We start from the raw sequence: 14,423 nt of genomic DNA on the forward strand, positions 1-14,423 counted from the left end.
GGACCCGAAAAGTCCCGGCCCGAGGTTGACCGCGTCATCCATCGGGCATGCGGCGTCGTCAAATCTTGTGCACGACTATCGAATTGCTCGAATCGGCCGACGCTCAGGCTGCACGCTGTTGTCGCCGGTGGTGGCTGGGGATGGGTTGTCTTGTGGGGTCGATGGATTCGGGTGGGATGGCGTAGGGGTGTCCGTCGTCGCCCATGATCAGCTGCCAGTCGCCGTGGTGGACGAGGCGGTGGCATTCTCCGCAGACCAGCGCGAGGTTGTTCAGGTCGGTTCTGCCGCCGTGTTCCCAGAACTTCACGTGGTGGGCTTGGCACCACTGTGCGGGGCGGCCGCACATCACGCAGCAGGTGTCGCGGATGGTCAGGGCGATGCGTTGGTCGTCGGAGGCGAGTCTGGTGGTTCGCCCGAGCGCGAGTGGAACGCCGTGGTGGTCGACGATGACGGGCGTCAGGTCAGCGTCGCAGGTGACGAGCTCGGCGAGGGAACGACTGATCGGGCCGGCCCAGTCGAAGCGGAACGGCCAGTCGGCATCACCCGGCGCGGGCGCAGACCTCTGCCCAGCACCATTAGCACCGGCACCACCACCATCATCACCACCGGCTGCTGTGTGGCCGCGAATATCAGCGCTGCCTGGCGCGCGCGCAGACTTCTGCCCGGCACCACCACCAGCACCACCACCGGCTGCGGCAGCGGCAGCGCCGCGAGCATCATCGTCACCCGGCCCGGACGCAGACCTCTGCCCAGCACCATCACCACCGGCTGCTGTGTCGCCGCGAGCAGCAGCATCACCCGGCGCGGGCCCAAACCTCTGCCCAGCACCATCACCACCGGCTGCTGTGTCGCCGCGAGCAGCAGCATCACCCGGCGCGGGCCCAAACCTCTGCCCAGCACCACCAGCACCACCACCATCACCGCCGGCTGCGGCGTCGCCGCGAGCATCGGTATCGCCTCGGGCAGCGGTACTGCCTCGGGCAGCGTCATCAGGACGCCGGCCAGTGGAACCGCTGCCCCCACCGGCCTCGCCACGCGCGGCATCGCCGCCGTTCGAGGAGCCGGTAGCGACCGCACCGGTTCCCGTCGAATCCGTTGCAGTGCTGTCGGATTGCGTTCTACCGCCGTGGGCGAGCAAGTCCCGCAGCGGAACGATCAGGTGCACCGACGCCCGCGACCCGCCCGCCGCCCCGCGGGTACCGCCGCGTAGATGACGGTCGAGGATCTGATCGAGTGCATCGGCCCGCCGCTTCGACGGACCACGCGGATCGCGTTCGCCACCGGGGCCCGGCCGCGGCGCAGTCAACGGCGACAGCGCGGTGAGCAGCTTCTCGGCCAGAAGTTGGTCGACGTTGCCGCCGAACTGAAAGCGCCCGTTGGCCAGAGGATGAACATCGAACCGGTTCAGATTCGGATTCTCCGCCACCGGCACCGGCGGCGGCCCCGACGGAACAGGCTCGGGCCCAGCAGGTTCGGGATCATCCGAGCGGCCTGTATCACCCGAGCCGCCCATATCGCCCGAACCATTCGCGTCATCACCCGAACCACTTGGGTCGTCGGTGTCGCTCGACCCGGCATCGGCTCGGCTCGCCTGTTCCCGTTCGCGTCGCTGCTTCTCGGCCTGCTCGTGTCGGGCTCGGGCGTCGTCGGCCGCGGAATGCGCCAATGCCTGTGCACGGGAGGTGACCTGCCCGGCAGTGCTCCGCAACGCGGTCTCGAGCAATTCGGCGACCACAGCGTGGCGGCGCTGTGCGTCGAGGGAGGGGTCGGCGATGACGACGGTTGCGTACCCGTCGGCGATCGTCGACGCATGTGAGGGATGGATGTCACCGCTCGCGAGGGCGTCGAGCACGCTCGGCCAGTCGGTGAGCCAGTGCCCGAGTTCCATCTGACGGGTTGCAGATCCGTCGGTGATGCGCACCGACCTCGCGTACCAGCGGGTGACGGAGGAATGACCGAGTTTCATCGCCAAACCACGTCGGTCGATCTCGGCGAGCAGCGTCAATCTGGCTGCAGCGAGCGCGTTTTCGTGGGAGGTCACGTCGGCTAGCTCGGAGACCAATTCCTGATCTCCGAGCTCGAACACATCCCCCCATGTCTTCACACCACGAAAGCTATACCCACCCACCGACACACTTTTTCGACAACTGCTCTACAGGGCACGCATGCTGTTGTTCCGGGCGTCGTGGGTGAGCTCGGCCAGGCCGAGCTTTTCGAGAAGCGGCGGTAGGTACATCCCGAACCGCTCGCGGTATCCGTTCCTGAGCCCGTACCAGCCGCCGACGGGGTTGTCCGTTGAGCGCCCCCACGCTTCGACGGTGTCAGCAGCGGCCGGCTTCTTCTCGTCTGCGGCACCGAGCAATACCCAGTCCGCACGAGCGACGAGCCACGCGTGCAAGTCCTCGATCGCCTCGATGCGGTATCGCAGTGTCGTCGACCCCACCTGGCATACGAGAGCGGGTGGCTCGTGCTAGGGATCGCGGTACATGGTGTATTCCGAAGTGCCGGGGGCGGTGGTGAGGACCCAAGGGTCGGATTTGGTTCCGCTGCTGGTCATGGCCTGGGTCCGTTCCGTTGTCGCAGTCAGCCGATGGGCAGAAAGATCGACCGAGCACGGTGATTGCCTTACGCGGCTCCGTCGGTGTGGGCCGACCGACCGGTGAACGCAACCAGCTCCCGACCCCGGTCAGGTTCGGGTCATGAGTCACGGAGCGACGGTGCGGTACCGCAGCATCATTTCGTGGTCCTCGTGGTCGAGCATGTGGCAGTGCCACATGTACCCCTGCAGTTCGGACGGACCCGCAGCCGGCATGTCGTGACCACTCATGTCGTGACCGCTCATATCGTGACCGCCGTGGTGAGCGGCCGGTCCCGCGAACGTGGCGTCGGGATCGAAGCCGAGTTCGTCGGCCGTCGGGAATCGGACGAGGATCTGGGTGACGGTGCCCGGGTACGTGTTGACGGTGTCTTTCCACCCGGCCTCCCAGGTGGCCGGCGGGACCGATGGCCCGGTGAGGAATTTCTCCACCGGCGGAGCCCATTTGGTTCCGAACGTCGGCCGCGGGAAGTCGCGTTGGTACGCGGCGAGGTCGATCGGGATGCGTCCCAGCGTCCGAAAGTGCGCCAGGTGCAGGTGAATCGGGTGTGGCTCCACCGTCGTGTTGACGATGTTCCACATCTCCACCGTGCCCTGCTTGGGCATCTCGATATCCGGGTCGGAGTACCGCAGGTTGTTCAGGTTCATCAGCGTCATGTCGAGGTTCAGCCCACCGGACGGTTGGTTGACGGTGACGGTGCGCGTGAAGGTGGGGGTCGGCAACGCGGGCAACAGATCCGGCTGGCCCTTTCCGCCGCGCAGCAACGACGGCATACCGCCCCGGAACCCCGCCGCGGACGCGACGCGGAACTGGCAGAACATCGGCATCGGGACGGCTCCGAGGGACGCAGCCTGCGCGGGCGGCGGCTCGTCGTTGAGCAACTCGACGAGGGCACCTGCCTCGACGGCTCCGAAGTCGACGAGGATGTCGGCCCGCTCGGCGGGTGCGAGTCGGATGCTGGTGGTTTCCACCGGCGCGTCGAGCAGGCCACCGTCGTTTCCGATGACCCAGAAACGTAGCTTGTTGGTGAAGAACAGGTTCCACACGCTGTACGACCCGGCGTTGACGAGCCGCAGCCGGTACATGCCCCGCGCGACCTCCATCGTCGGCCATATCTTGCCGTTGACGACGCCGACGTCGCCGGTGCCACCGCCCTCCCACTTACCCTGCGGGACAGTGATATTGGATCGGATGCTCATGCTGCCGTCGGGATTCATGATCTTTTCCTGCAGCACCAGCGGCAACTCGAATTCACCCGAGGGCAGACCGAGGGCGTTGTCGGATGTGCCGGTGTCCCACCGATCGCGGACGAGGTTCATGCCGAGCAGACCTGCATACACGTTGATGCGCGTCATCGACATGGCGTGGTCGTGGTACCAGAGTCCGGCGGCGTCGTTGAGACCCGAGAAGTTGTGCGTCATCGACTCACCCGGGCGCACCAGCATCTCGGAGTGCCCGTCGCTTGCGGGTTCGGTGACGGCACCGTGCAGGTGCAGTGCCGTCGGCGTCATCGTGCGGTCCATCTCGCTCATCCCGTGCAGCGAGGTGTCGATGTCGGCGGCGAGCGGATTACCGGCGGTGGTGTTGGAGTACTTCAGCGTCCAGGGCTGGCCGGTCTGCGACTCGATGGTGGGCCCCAGGTAGTCGCACTGGCCGTAGCCGAACGTAGGACCGGGTCGCAGGTCGGCGTGGAACGCGTGGTTCGAGCTGCGTGCGTCGAGCGAGATCTCCGTACCGCTGATCAGCGGCAATCGCGGCAGTTCGTCACGGAACGGCGTCAGCGGCGGCGAATGGAACAGCAGCGGACTCTGCCCACGGAGGAAGTCGTCGGCCAGTGCTCGACGCGTCGTCGACGCCACCGGAAGTGCCGCAGCACCGGCGGCCACTGCGGCGACGGCCAGCCCACGAAGGGCGGTTCGTCTGGACACAGAGCCGCTCACCCGGCCACCTCTCTCCTGATTGTGATTGGGCCCATACTATGTGCTGGTCGGCTCCCGCCGTCACCCCACACTCGGATCGTCCGGCACGTTCCTGCCGGTGGAGGGATCTATTTCGTCATGGCAACAATCTCGTTCGAGCGCACGACCAGGCTTTTTCCCGGCTCCGACACCCCCGCGGTGAACGAGCTCGACCTGCACATCGAGGACGGTGAGTTCCTCGTGCTGGTCGGCCCCTCCGGGTGCGGCAAATCCACATCGCTCCGGATGCTCGCGGGGCTCGAAGAGGTCAATTCCGGTCGCATCCTCATCGGCGGCAAGGACGTCACCAATTCCGAACCCAAGGATCGCGACATCGCGATGGTGTTCCAGAACTACGCGCTGTACCCGCACATGACCGTCGCCGAGAACATGGGGTTCGCGCTCAAGCTGGCGAAGGCGAACAAGGAAGACATTCGCACTCGCGTCGAGGAGGCCGCGAAGCTGCTCGACCTCGAGCCGTACCTGGATCGCAAGCCGAAGGCCCTCTCGGGCGGACAACGTCAGCGAGTTGCCATGGGCCGTGCCATCGTTCGGCAGCCGCAGGTGTTCCTGATGGACGAGCCTTTGAGCAACCTCGACGCCAAACTGAGGGTCCAGACGCGCACGCAGATCGCTCAGCTGCAGCGCCGGCTCGGCACGACCACGGTGTACGTCACCCACGATCAGGTCGAGGCCATGACGATGGGCGACCGTGTTGCCGTCCTGAAAGGTGGTGTGCTGCAACAGTGCGCCACTCCGCGCGAGTTGTACCGCACCCCGGTCAATGCGTTCGTCGCCGGGTTCATGGGCTCACCGTCGATGAACCTGTTCCGCGCTCCGGTCACCGACGGCGGTGTCCGCCTGGCCGATCAGGTGATTCCGGTGCCGCGGCAGACTCTGGGCTCGGCCACCGAGGTGATGTTCGGTATTCGGCCCGAGCACATCGAGATTGCCGACAGCGGAATCGCTCTCGAGATCGACGTCGTCGAGGAACTCGGCTCCGAGGCCTTCGTGTTCGGACGCGCAGACATCAACGGGAAGACCGAAACCATTGTTGCCCGGGCCGATTGGCGCAGCCCGCCCGAGAAGGGCGACCGGGTGCATGTCCGCATCGACGACGCGCACGCGCACATCTTCGACGCCTCCGCTGAGGGCCGTCGCCTGAACTGACCACCCCCGTCGTGCGCGTTTTGCGTACCCCTGGGTACGCAAAACGCGCACGACCTCAGACCAGCAGTTCGGCGATCTGAATCGTGTTCAACGCGGCACCCTTGCGCAGGTTGTCGCCCGAGACGAACAGCGCAAGTCCGCGGCCCTCGGGAACGCCCGGGTCCTGACGGATGCGGCCCACCAGAGACGCGTCCTTGCCTGCAGCCTCGAGCGGCGTCGGCACATCGACCAGCGAGACACCCGGTGCGGAGGCCAGCAGTTCACGAGCGCGTTCCACCGACAGCGGTGAAGCGAACTCCGCATTGATCGACAGCGAGTGACCGGTGAACACCGGCACGCGCACGCACGTTCCACTGACCAGCAGGTCCGGCAGTCCGAGGATCTTGCGCGATTCGTTGCGCAGCTTCTGGTCCTCGTCGGTCTCGCCGGATCCGTCGTCGACCAACGCGCCGGCCAGCGGCAGGACGTTGAAGGCGATGGGCGCGACGTACTTGTTCGGGGCCGGGAAATCCACCGACGAACCGTCGTGCACCAGCTTTTCGACGTCGCCGATGACCGCGCGCGCCTGGGTGGCGAGTTCCTCGACACCGGCGAGTCCACTACCGGAGACGGCCTGGTAGCTCGAGACGATCAGACGCTGCAGGCCTGCCTCGTCGTGCAGCACCTTGAGCACCGGCATGGCGGCCATGGTGGTGCAGTTCGGGTTGGCGATGATGCCGCGGGGCGGGTTCTTCGCCGCCTCGGGGTTCACTTCACTGACCACCAACGGCACGTCGGAGTCCTTGCGGAACGCCGACGAGTTGTCGATGACGACCGCGCCCGCTGCCGCGAAACGCGGTGCCTGCTCACGAGAGAGCGTGGCACCGGCCGAGAACAGTGCGATGTCGATGCCGGCGAGGTCGGCGGTGGATGCGTCCTCGACGATGATCTCCTCGCCGCGGAACGGCAGCTTCTTGCCGGCCGACCTGGCGGAGGCGAAGAATCGAACGGTGTCGGCAGGAAAGTTGCGCTCCTCCAACAGGGTTCGCATGACGGCACCGACCTGGCCGGTGGCTCCTACGACTGCAACTGTGGTCATCTTCTATCGTCCTGTTCCTGCGTGTACGACGGCTTCTTCGTCGCCCCCGAGATCGAAGGCGGCGTGCAGCGCGCGTACGGCTTCGTCGAGCTGAGTATCGCTGCACAGCACCGAGATACGGATCTCGGAGGTGCTGATCAGATCGATGTTGATGCCGGCGTCGGCGAGGGCCTCACAGAACGTCGCGGTGACGCCGGGGTGGCTCTTCATGCCGGCACCGACGAGCGAGACCTTGCCGATGTGATCGTCGTAGAGCACCTGTGCGAAGCCGATTTCGGCCTGCAGCTTCGTGAGCTTCTCCACTGCCGTCGGGCCGTCGGCCTTGGGGCAGGTGAAGGTGATGTCGGTCTTGCCGGTGTCGATCTTCGAGACGTTCTGCAACACCATGTCGATGTTGATCTCCGAATCGGCGACGGCGCGAAAGACCTTCGCGGCGTAGCCGGGGGTGTCGGGCAGACCGACGACGGTGACCTTCGCCTCGCTGCGATCGTGTGCGACGCCGGTGAGAATTGCTTCTTCCACTGGAATGTCCTCCATAGATCCGGAGACGATCGTTCCGGGTTTCGTGGTGTACGACGAGCGCACGTGTACGGGAACGTTGTAGCGACGGGCGTATTCGACGCAGCGCAGCATCAGAACCTTTGCGCCACAGGCCGCCATTTCGAGCATCTCCTCGAACGAGACGGTCTCGAGGTGTCGGGCGTTGGGGACGATGCGCGGGTCGGCGGTGAAGATGCCGTCGACGTCGGTGTAGATCTCGCAGACATCGGCGTTCAAGGCCGCAGCGAGCGCGACGGCGGTGGTGTCGGACCCACCACGTCCGAGCGTCGTGACGTCCTTGCTGTCCTGGCTCACGCCCTGGAATCCGGCGACCAGAACGATCGAGCCTTCGTCGAGCGCGCTGCGTACGCGGCCCGGGGTGACGTCGATGATCTTGGCGTTTCCGTGCACGCTGGTGGTGACGACGCCTGCCTGGGAGCCGGTGAACGACCGCGCCTCGGCACCGAGCGAGTGGATGGCCATCGCGACCAGCGCGTTGGAGATGCGTTCACCCGAGGTGAGCAGCATGTCCATCTCGCGAGCAGGCGGTGCCGGGCACACCTGCTGGGCCAGGTCGAGCAGTTCGTCGGTGGTGTCGCCCATGGCCGACACGACGACGACAACGTCGTTGCCCGCCTTCTTGGTCTCGACGATTCGTTCAGCGACGCGTCGGATACGTTCGGCGGTCCCCACCGACGATCCACCGTACTTCTGGACGATGAGAGCCACGCGTATTACCTCCGCTGGATAGCCGACAACCGTTCGATTGTCCGCGGGTCACCTTACCGAGCGAGCGGCCCGAACAGTGGTCCGGGTAGCTCCGAGCTGGGATTTCAGGGTGGTCTGCCTGCGGCTTCGCCTGTCCTAACATTGTTCGAGTGACCGTTCCAGAACATCTCCCACCACCACCGGCTCGAGGTCTGCGGGTGCTCTTCGGGCTGCCCGCCGTCGGCCGTCGCTGGCCGGGTGGTCTGCGCTCGGCGCTGGCGTTCGGAGTTCCCGCTGTCGCGGCGTGGGTCCTCGGGTTCCACGCCGAAGCGTTGCTTGTGGTTCTCGGCAGCTTCGCCGTGATCTACGGCGAGGGCCGCCCGTACCGTTCGCGCTGGTGGGTGGTCCTGATCGCAGGCGGGGCGCTGGTGGCGTCGGTGTGGCTCGGTGCGACGGCCGGGCAGGCGGCGCTAGATCTCGGCAACACCGGCTGGGCGCGGATGATCCCCGTCGCGGTCCTGTCGTTACTTGCCCTGGTTGCGGTGTACGTCATCGCCGCGCTGCGTCTCGGACCGCCGGGGGCGTTCTTCTTCGTGCTGGTGTGCGCGGTGGCGTCGTACATTCCCGGTGCCGGTGTCAGCGCCGCCCACGGTGCGGTCTGTGCGGCCATCGGCGTCGCGTCGGCGCTGGTGGTGGCGATGTCCGGCGTGTTGTGGGACCCACGGGGACCCGAGCGCGAGGCCGTCGGGGCCGCGGTGGCCGCCATCGAGAGATACGCGAGTTCGCCGACGGCGTCCGCGGCCGATCGTCACGCGGCGGCCGCACGTCTGCACGCGGCCTGGGGTGCTGTGTACGACGCCGGTGCCGTGCGGTCGCCGTCGCGGCCGGTACTCGTACAGACGCTGTTCGACGCCCATCGAGCATTCGCGGCCACGACGTCCCAGAGCACGGATCCGGATCGAGCGGTCGACTCCGTGTCGGAACAATTGCCGCTGGCCCGGCCCGGCGTCGCGTATCGGTTGCGTCGCTCGTTGCATCGGGATTCGCATGCGATGTCCACGGCGATCAGGGTCTTCTGCGCGGCAGCCGCGGCGGGCGGCATCAGCGTCGCGCTGGAATTGAGCCGACCGGACTGGGCCATTCTCGGAGCGGTTCTGGTGCTGCAGCAGGGTCCCGATCGGGTGCACGGGACCTACCGGGGACTGCAGCGGCTCGGCGGCACCCTCGCCGGGGTCGGGTTGTTCTCGGTCATCTATCTCTCGCCGCTGACCGGTCTTGCCGTCATCGCGGTGTTGATGGTGCTGCAGTTCGCGATCGAGGTGTCGGTGGCCCGCAATTACGGGCTGGCCGTCACGTTCATCACGCCGCTGGCCCTGCTGATGGGCACGCTGACACATCCTGGTGCACCGCTGGGAGACATCGTCGTCGACCGGCTCGTCGAAACGACGGTGGGAGTGGTACTTGCATTCGCGGCGCTGTGGCTGCTGTTACCCGGGGCCTTTCGCCGCACACTGCAGTGGTCCGACGGCCGTGTGCTTCGGCTGTGCTCGGAACTGCTGACGGTCCTGCGCACCCAGAACGTTGCCGCGCCGCGCTCTCTCACCGTCAGGCGCGATGTGCAGTTCGAGCTCGTCGGGTCGGCACTCGCGGGTGCCGAAGCTGCACACAACGATCGGCGTTGGGCACACGGAGTGTGGTCGGAGCACGCCGAGGTCGACCGCCTGGGATACGAACTGCTCGCGCACTGTTGGAGCGCGGCCGACGTCGGACGAATGGATGACATCGAACACTGGCAGCGCAGAGTCGATGCGGTCGATGCAGAATTCCACTCGCCAACCCTTGGGTAGGGCGTCCGGGTGCGGTAGTACACTCAGCCCATGCTGCGAGCTCTCCTTCTTAACAGCCGCGACGGGGTCTGAGACCAGACTGGCTTCCCGTCGCGGGGTTCGTTGCGCCGGTCGAACACATTGCTCTGATCTGTACGGAGAGACGAAGACCATGTCACCAGCCGACGCATTCACCTCGGGAACTCGCACCATCACCCCGCCCTCGCGGCCCGCACCCAGCGACCAGCCCGCCTGGAACACCCAGAAGAATTCCTCGATGCCCACCTTCCGCTATCGGCCGTTCGCCGAGGAAGTGGAAGCCATCACCCTCCCCGACCGCACGTGGCCGGACAAGATCATCGACCGGACGCCGCAGTGGTGCGCAGTGGATCTGCGTGACGGCAACCAGGCGCTGATCGACCCGATGAGCCCGGCCCGTAAGCGGCGCATGTTCGACCTGCTGGTCCGCATGGGCTACAAGCAGATCGAGGTCGGGTTCCCGTCCGCCAGCCAGACCGACTTCGATTTCGTCCGCGAGATCATCGAGGACGGCGCGATTCCCGACGACGTCACCATCCAGGTCTTGACGCAGTGCCGCCCCGAGCTGATCGAGCGCACGTTCGTCGCGTGCGAGGGTGCCCGCAGCGTCATCGTGCACTTCTACAATTCGACGTCGATCCTGCAGCGCCGCGTGGTGTTCCGCGCCGATCGTGACGTCATCAAGAAGATCGCCACCGACGGTGCCCGCAAGGTTCTCGAGGAAGCTGCCAAGTTCCCCGATACCGATTGGCGCTACGAGTACTCCCCCGAGTCGTACACCGGCACCGAGCTCTCGTACGCCAAGGAGGTGTGCGACGCGGTCACCGCGATCATCGATCCCACGCCCGACAAGCCGCTGATCCTGAATCTGCCGGCCACCGTCGAGATGGCGACACCGAATGTCTACGCCGACTCGATCGAGTGGATGAGCCGCAATCTCGATCGCCGCGACAGCATCGTGCTGTCACTGCACCCGCACAACGACCGCGGAACCGGTGTTGCCGCAGCAGAACTCGGCTACCAGGCCGGCGCAGACCGCATCGAGGGCTGCCTGTTCGGCAACGGCGAGCGCACCGGCAACGTCTGCCTCGTCACGTTGGGTCTGAACCTGTTCACCCGCGGTGTCGATCCGCAGATCGATTTCTCCAACATCGACGAGGTCCGTCGAACCGTGGAGTACTGCAACCAACTTCCCGTTGCCGAGCGCCACCCCTACGGCGGCGATCTGGTCTACACCGCCTTCTCCGGCAGCCACCAGGACGCCATCAACAAGGGCCTCGACGCGATGAAAGTCACTGCGGACGAACAAGGTTCGGACATCGGCGACGTCACCTGGCAGGTTCCGTACCTGCCCGTCGATCCCAAGGACGTCGGTCGCACCTACGAGGCCGTCATTCGCGTCAACTCGCAGTCGGGCAAGGGTGGCGTCGCGTACATCATGAAGTCCGATCACGGGCTGAACCTGCCGCGTCGCCTGCAGATCGAGTTCTCCCAGGCCGTGCAGCGCATCACCGATGGTGAGGGCGGCGAGGTCTCGCCCAAGGAGATGTGGGACGTCTTCGCCGAGGAGTACCTGACGCCGATTCGTCCACTCGAGCGCATCAAGCAGTCCGTGGTCGCAGCGGAGCACGACGGCGGTACCGACACGATCACGGCGACGGTCAAGGTCGACGGCGTGGAGCAGGAGATTTCCGGATCCGGCAACGGCCCGCTCGCGTCGTTCGTCGACGCGTTGTCGACCATCGGCTACGACGTCAGCGTCCTCGATTACTCCGAGCACGCCATGTCCGCGGGCGACGACGCCCAGGCCGCGGCCTACGTCGAGGCCTCGGTCACCTCTCCTGCCGGTGTCGCCACCACCGTGTGGGGCGTCGGCATCGCGACGTCGATCACCACTGCGTCACTGCGCGCCGTGGTCTCGGCCGTGAACCGCGCACTGAAATAAGTTCTCTGCTCGACGACAAAGCCGCCCATTCCTCGCGAATGGGCGGCTTTGTCGTATGCAGGACGCCCTGCCGCCGACTGGGAAGAACGGCTAGCGCACGCAGGCTGCGGCCTGATACGCGACCAATTGCTTCTGCGTTTCGGTGGGCACCGGGATCCGCGCGTACACCGGCTTTTCGTCGCCGAAAGCAAGGTAGATCGGAAAGACGAATGGCTTCTTCGAGTCCGCGATCGCGTGCGCTTCGCACGACGCTGTGGTGATGGTGAGCGGAATGGCCAGGGAATTGCTGTCTGACTGCAGTGTTCGAGGGAGCGCACTGGTTAGGTCGGAGAGGACGCTACCTCGCAGTTCGTCGACCCGAATCGGTCCGTCGAAAGACTCGCGAGACACCACCACACTGGCGGACAATGGATCGGTCGGTACGAGCGGGGGTGACGAAAGCGACAGCGTCATAGACACTTTCGACAAGACTTGCTCGGCAGTGCACTCTTCCGAATGGATGCGGTCGATGATGTCGTACGGTTGCTCGAGCGGAACCTCGACATCCTGCTCCGGCTCTCCTTCGCGAATCACGGACAGGCGCGCGGCCAACGGTCCCACTGTCGAGTCGCATCGAGCCGCGCCGTACGGAGTTGGTATATCGATCCGGCCGCCCTTCTGCAGCTCGATCTCGCGGACAGTAGGAGCGACGGGCGCAAATCCGGGAGAGGCGAGTGCGATGGTGTGCACCGCAATCGGTCGTTCGCCAGTGTTGGCGATTGTGATCTGGAACTGACCACCGATCGCGTCGTCGACGCGCGACCGGTAAGCCGAGGCGGTCATGTCGGTTGGGGCATCCTGCTCAGGAGGATTCGAGCACCCCGCCAGCACCAGAACTATTGTTGCCACGACACCGCAGGCACGAGAAGCGGCAACGGCAGGTCCGAACCACCGGTGTCGCGTACCCGAATCCGCCGCATGCGCTGGGGCCGCGGCTGAACTCGCTGACAGGTGTCCCATCACTGAACCTCCGGTCGAACGGCTCCCTGCACACCTTATGTGCGCTTCGCACCGTGAGCTATCCGGTCGATCTTGCGGGGGCGACATAGCGCAGGTACAGCCACGTCAGCACTGTGAACACCGCCCCCGCAACGACTGCCTCCAGCAGGGACTTCCCGACGGACCCACTATCGAAATGGAGAAAGCGCTCAACCGGCGTCATAGCTGGTACGCCGCGTGGGACAATAACTCTGCTGTCGGGGCACCTCGAAGGAATGGAAGTTCGCCATGGACTCTTTCTGGGATTTTCTTTGGCTTCTCATCGTCGGATTCGCTTTCGTGGCCTACCTGATGGTGATGTTCTCGATCATCGGAGACCTGTTCCGTGACCACAAGACTTCCGGGGTCGTCAAGGCAGTGTGGGTGCTCTTCCTCATCGTCGCGCCGTTCCTGACCGCGCTGGTCTACCTCATCGTGAACGGCAGCAACATGACCAAGCGGCAGGTCGCCGCCCTTCAGCACGCCAAGGACCAGCAGGAGGAGTACATCAAACACGTCGCCGGTCGGTCCGCGCCCGAAGAAATCGCACACGCAAAGGCGTTGCTGGACAACGGAACCATCGATCAGGACGAGTTCACGAAGCTGAAGGCCAAAGCGCTGTCCTGAACTCCGCTTCCACTCGGAACGCGTCGAGCACCGCGGCGATCGCCGGTAGGCGTCGAGCGTCGGGCCTCGTTGCCAGTTCGTAGATGCGCCCGGCTCGCACTCCCGACAGCTCCCTTCGCACCAGACCGGGATGAACGACGGCATAGCGCGGCATCAGGGCCACGCCGTGCCCGCCCGCCACCAATACCTCGGTGACGCGAAAGTCGTTGACTCGCTGAACCACCCGCGGTTCGACGCCTGTCGCCGCAGCTACCGAGAGCAGCACGTCGTCCACCGGAAATCCTCCGCGGACACTGATCCACCGTTCGTCGACCAGGTCCCGAAGGTATATCGATTCGTGTTGTGCAAGAGCATGATCCGGCGGCAGCACCAGATCGATGGGTTCACGCATCAGGGTGCTCACCTCGATGCGCGGACCTGCGGTCGACGGCGCTCGCTCGTCCCGGTGCGTGAGCACCACGTCGTAGTCCGCAAGCAATTCGGGCACCGAGGACGCAGGCAGGTCCTCGTCACGGGCGTCGATGTCGACGTCCGAGTTCGCCATCCGCGTCAGTAGCCCGGGCAGCAGGAGCGCTGCACCGGACGGGAACAGCGCGACTCGGACGCGTCCCCTCGGGGACGCCCGGTATCGATCCATCTCTGCCGTGGCACGGGCGAGAGCCGCGAGCACCTCGTCGGTCCTGAGCACCAATGCGCGTCCCGCGTCGGTGAGTCGAAGGCGGCGGCCGTCAGGTTCGAGGAGTTTCACCCCCGCCTCGCGAGCCAGCAACTTGAGTTGTTGGGACACTGCCGACGGCGTCATCGACAGGGCCTCGGCGACGGCGGCTACGGTCCCGCGGTCGGCGAGTTCCCCGAGGATCCTGAGCCGCTCTACATTCATGCAGAAAATCTTAACTGTTACTGCGAATATATTCGATT

At 65.6% G+C, this 14,423-nt stretch carries 10 protein-coding genes and 1 pseudogene; 4 read left to right on the forward strand and 7 right to left on the reverse strand.

Features of this window, described 5'->3' with window-relative positions; translation table 11 throughout:
• Positions 1 to 103: 103 nt before the first annotated feature.
• The 3 genes and pseudogenes from CH275_RS11600 to CH275_RS11610 all read right to left on the reverse strand — a co-directional run bounded on the left by CH275_RS11600 (position 104) and on the right by CH275_RS11610 (position 4,537).
• Positions 104 to 2,104, reverse strand: a complete 2,001-nt coding sequence (locus CH275_RS11600; protein WP_256990980.1) for an HNH endonuclease signature motif containing protein — start codon at positions 2,102 to 2,104, stop codon at positions 104 to 106.
• Positions 2,105 to 2,152: 48 nt separating this feature from the next.
• A pseudogene (locus tag CH275_RS11605) lies at positions 2,153 to 2,557 on the reverse strand (DUF6855 family protein).
• Between the two features lie 147 nt (positions 2,558 to 2,704).
• Positions 2,705 to 4,537, reverse strand: a complete 1,833-nt coding sequence (locus CH275_RS11610) for a multicopper oxidase family protein (RefSeq protein WP_094678184.1) — start codon at positions 4,535 to 4,537, stop codon at positions 2,705 to 2,707.
• Between the two features lie 117 nt (positions 4,538 to 4,654).
• On the opposite strand from CH275_RS11610, the gene CH275_RS11615 reads away from it, so the two are divergent.
• Entirely contained in the window at positions 4,655 to 5,725 is a 1,071-nt protein-coding gene (locus CH275_RS11615) for an ABC transporter ATP-binding protein (protein ID WP_094678186.1), read from the forward strand.
• Between the two features lie 55 nt (positions 5,726 to 5,780).
• Here CH275_RS11615 and CH275_RS11620 read toward each other — a convergent pair whose 3' ends face one another.
• Positions 5,781 to 6,803, reverse strand: a complete 1,023-nt coding sequence (locus CH275_RS11620; RefSeq protein WP_094678188.1) for an aspartate-semialdehyde dehydrogenase — start codon at positions 6,801 to 6,803, stop codon at positions 5,781 to 5,783.
• Between the two features lie 3 nt (positions 6,804 to 6,806).
• On the reverse strand, positions 6,807 to 8,072 hold the full coding sequence (locus CH275_RS11625) for an aspartate kinase (RefSeq protein WP_094678190.1): 1,266 nt from the start codon (positions 8,070 to 8,072) through the stop codon (positions 6,807 to 6,809).
• 149 nt (positions 8,073 to 8,221) lie between these two features.
• Between CH275_RS11625 and CH275_RS11630 the strand changes: the two genes are divergently transcribed.
• Together CH275_RS11630 and leuA are read left to right on the forward strand one after the other, a co-directional pair.
• The gene (locus CH275_RS11630; RefSeq protein WP_143546753.1) at positions 8,222 to 9,898 is read left to right on the forward strand and encodes an FUSC family protein; all 1,677 of its coding nucleotides are present in this window, start codon (positions 8,222 to 8,224) and stop codon (positions 9,896 to 9,898) included.
• Between the two features lie 151 nt (positions 9,899 to 10,049).
• On the forward strand, positions 10,050 to 11,861 hold the full coding sequence (leuA, locus tag CH275_RS11635; RefSeq protein WP_094678194.1) for a 2-isopropylmalate synthase: 1,812 nt from the start codon (positions 10,050 to 10,052) through the stop codon (positions 11,859 to 11,861).
• A gap of 90 nt (positions 11,862 to 11,951) precedes the next feature.
• Here the strand turns inward: leuA and CH275_RS11640 are convergent, their stop codons facing one another.
• Complete coding sequence (locus CH275_RS11640) at positions 11,952 to 12,683, reverse strand: hypothetical protein (protein WP_094678196.1); 732 nt, start codon at positions 12,681 to 12,683, stop codon at positions 11,952 to 11,954.
• Positions 12,684 to 13,127: 444 nt separating this feature from the next.
• On the opposite strand from CH275_RS11640, the gene CH275_RS11645 reads away from it, so the two are divergent.
• Entirely contained in the window at positions 13,128 to 13,505 is a 378-nt protein-coding gene (locus CH275_RS11645) for an SHOCT domain-containing protein (RefSeq protein WP_094678198.1), read from the forward strand.
• Here the strand turns inward: CH275_RS11645 and CH275_RS11650 are convergent.
• Positions 13,474 to 14,385: a LysR family transcriptional regulator gene (locus CH275_RS11650; protein WP_094678200.1), complete on the reverse strand. Its 912-nt coding sequence runs from the start codon at positions 14,383 to 14,385 to the stop codon at positions 13,474 to 13,476. The genes CH275_RS11645 and CH275_RS11650 overlap by 32 nt on opposite strands.
• Positions 14,386 to 14,423 lie beyond the last annotated feature (38 nt).

The sequence above is a fragment of the Rhodococcus sp. 06-235-1A genome, from assembly GCF_002258785.1.
Lineage (GTDB): Bacteria > Actinomycetota > Actinomycetes > Mycobacteriales > Mycobacteriaceae > Rhodococcoides.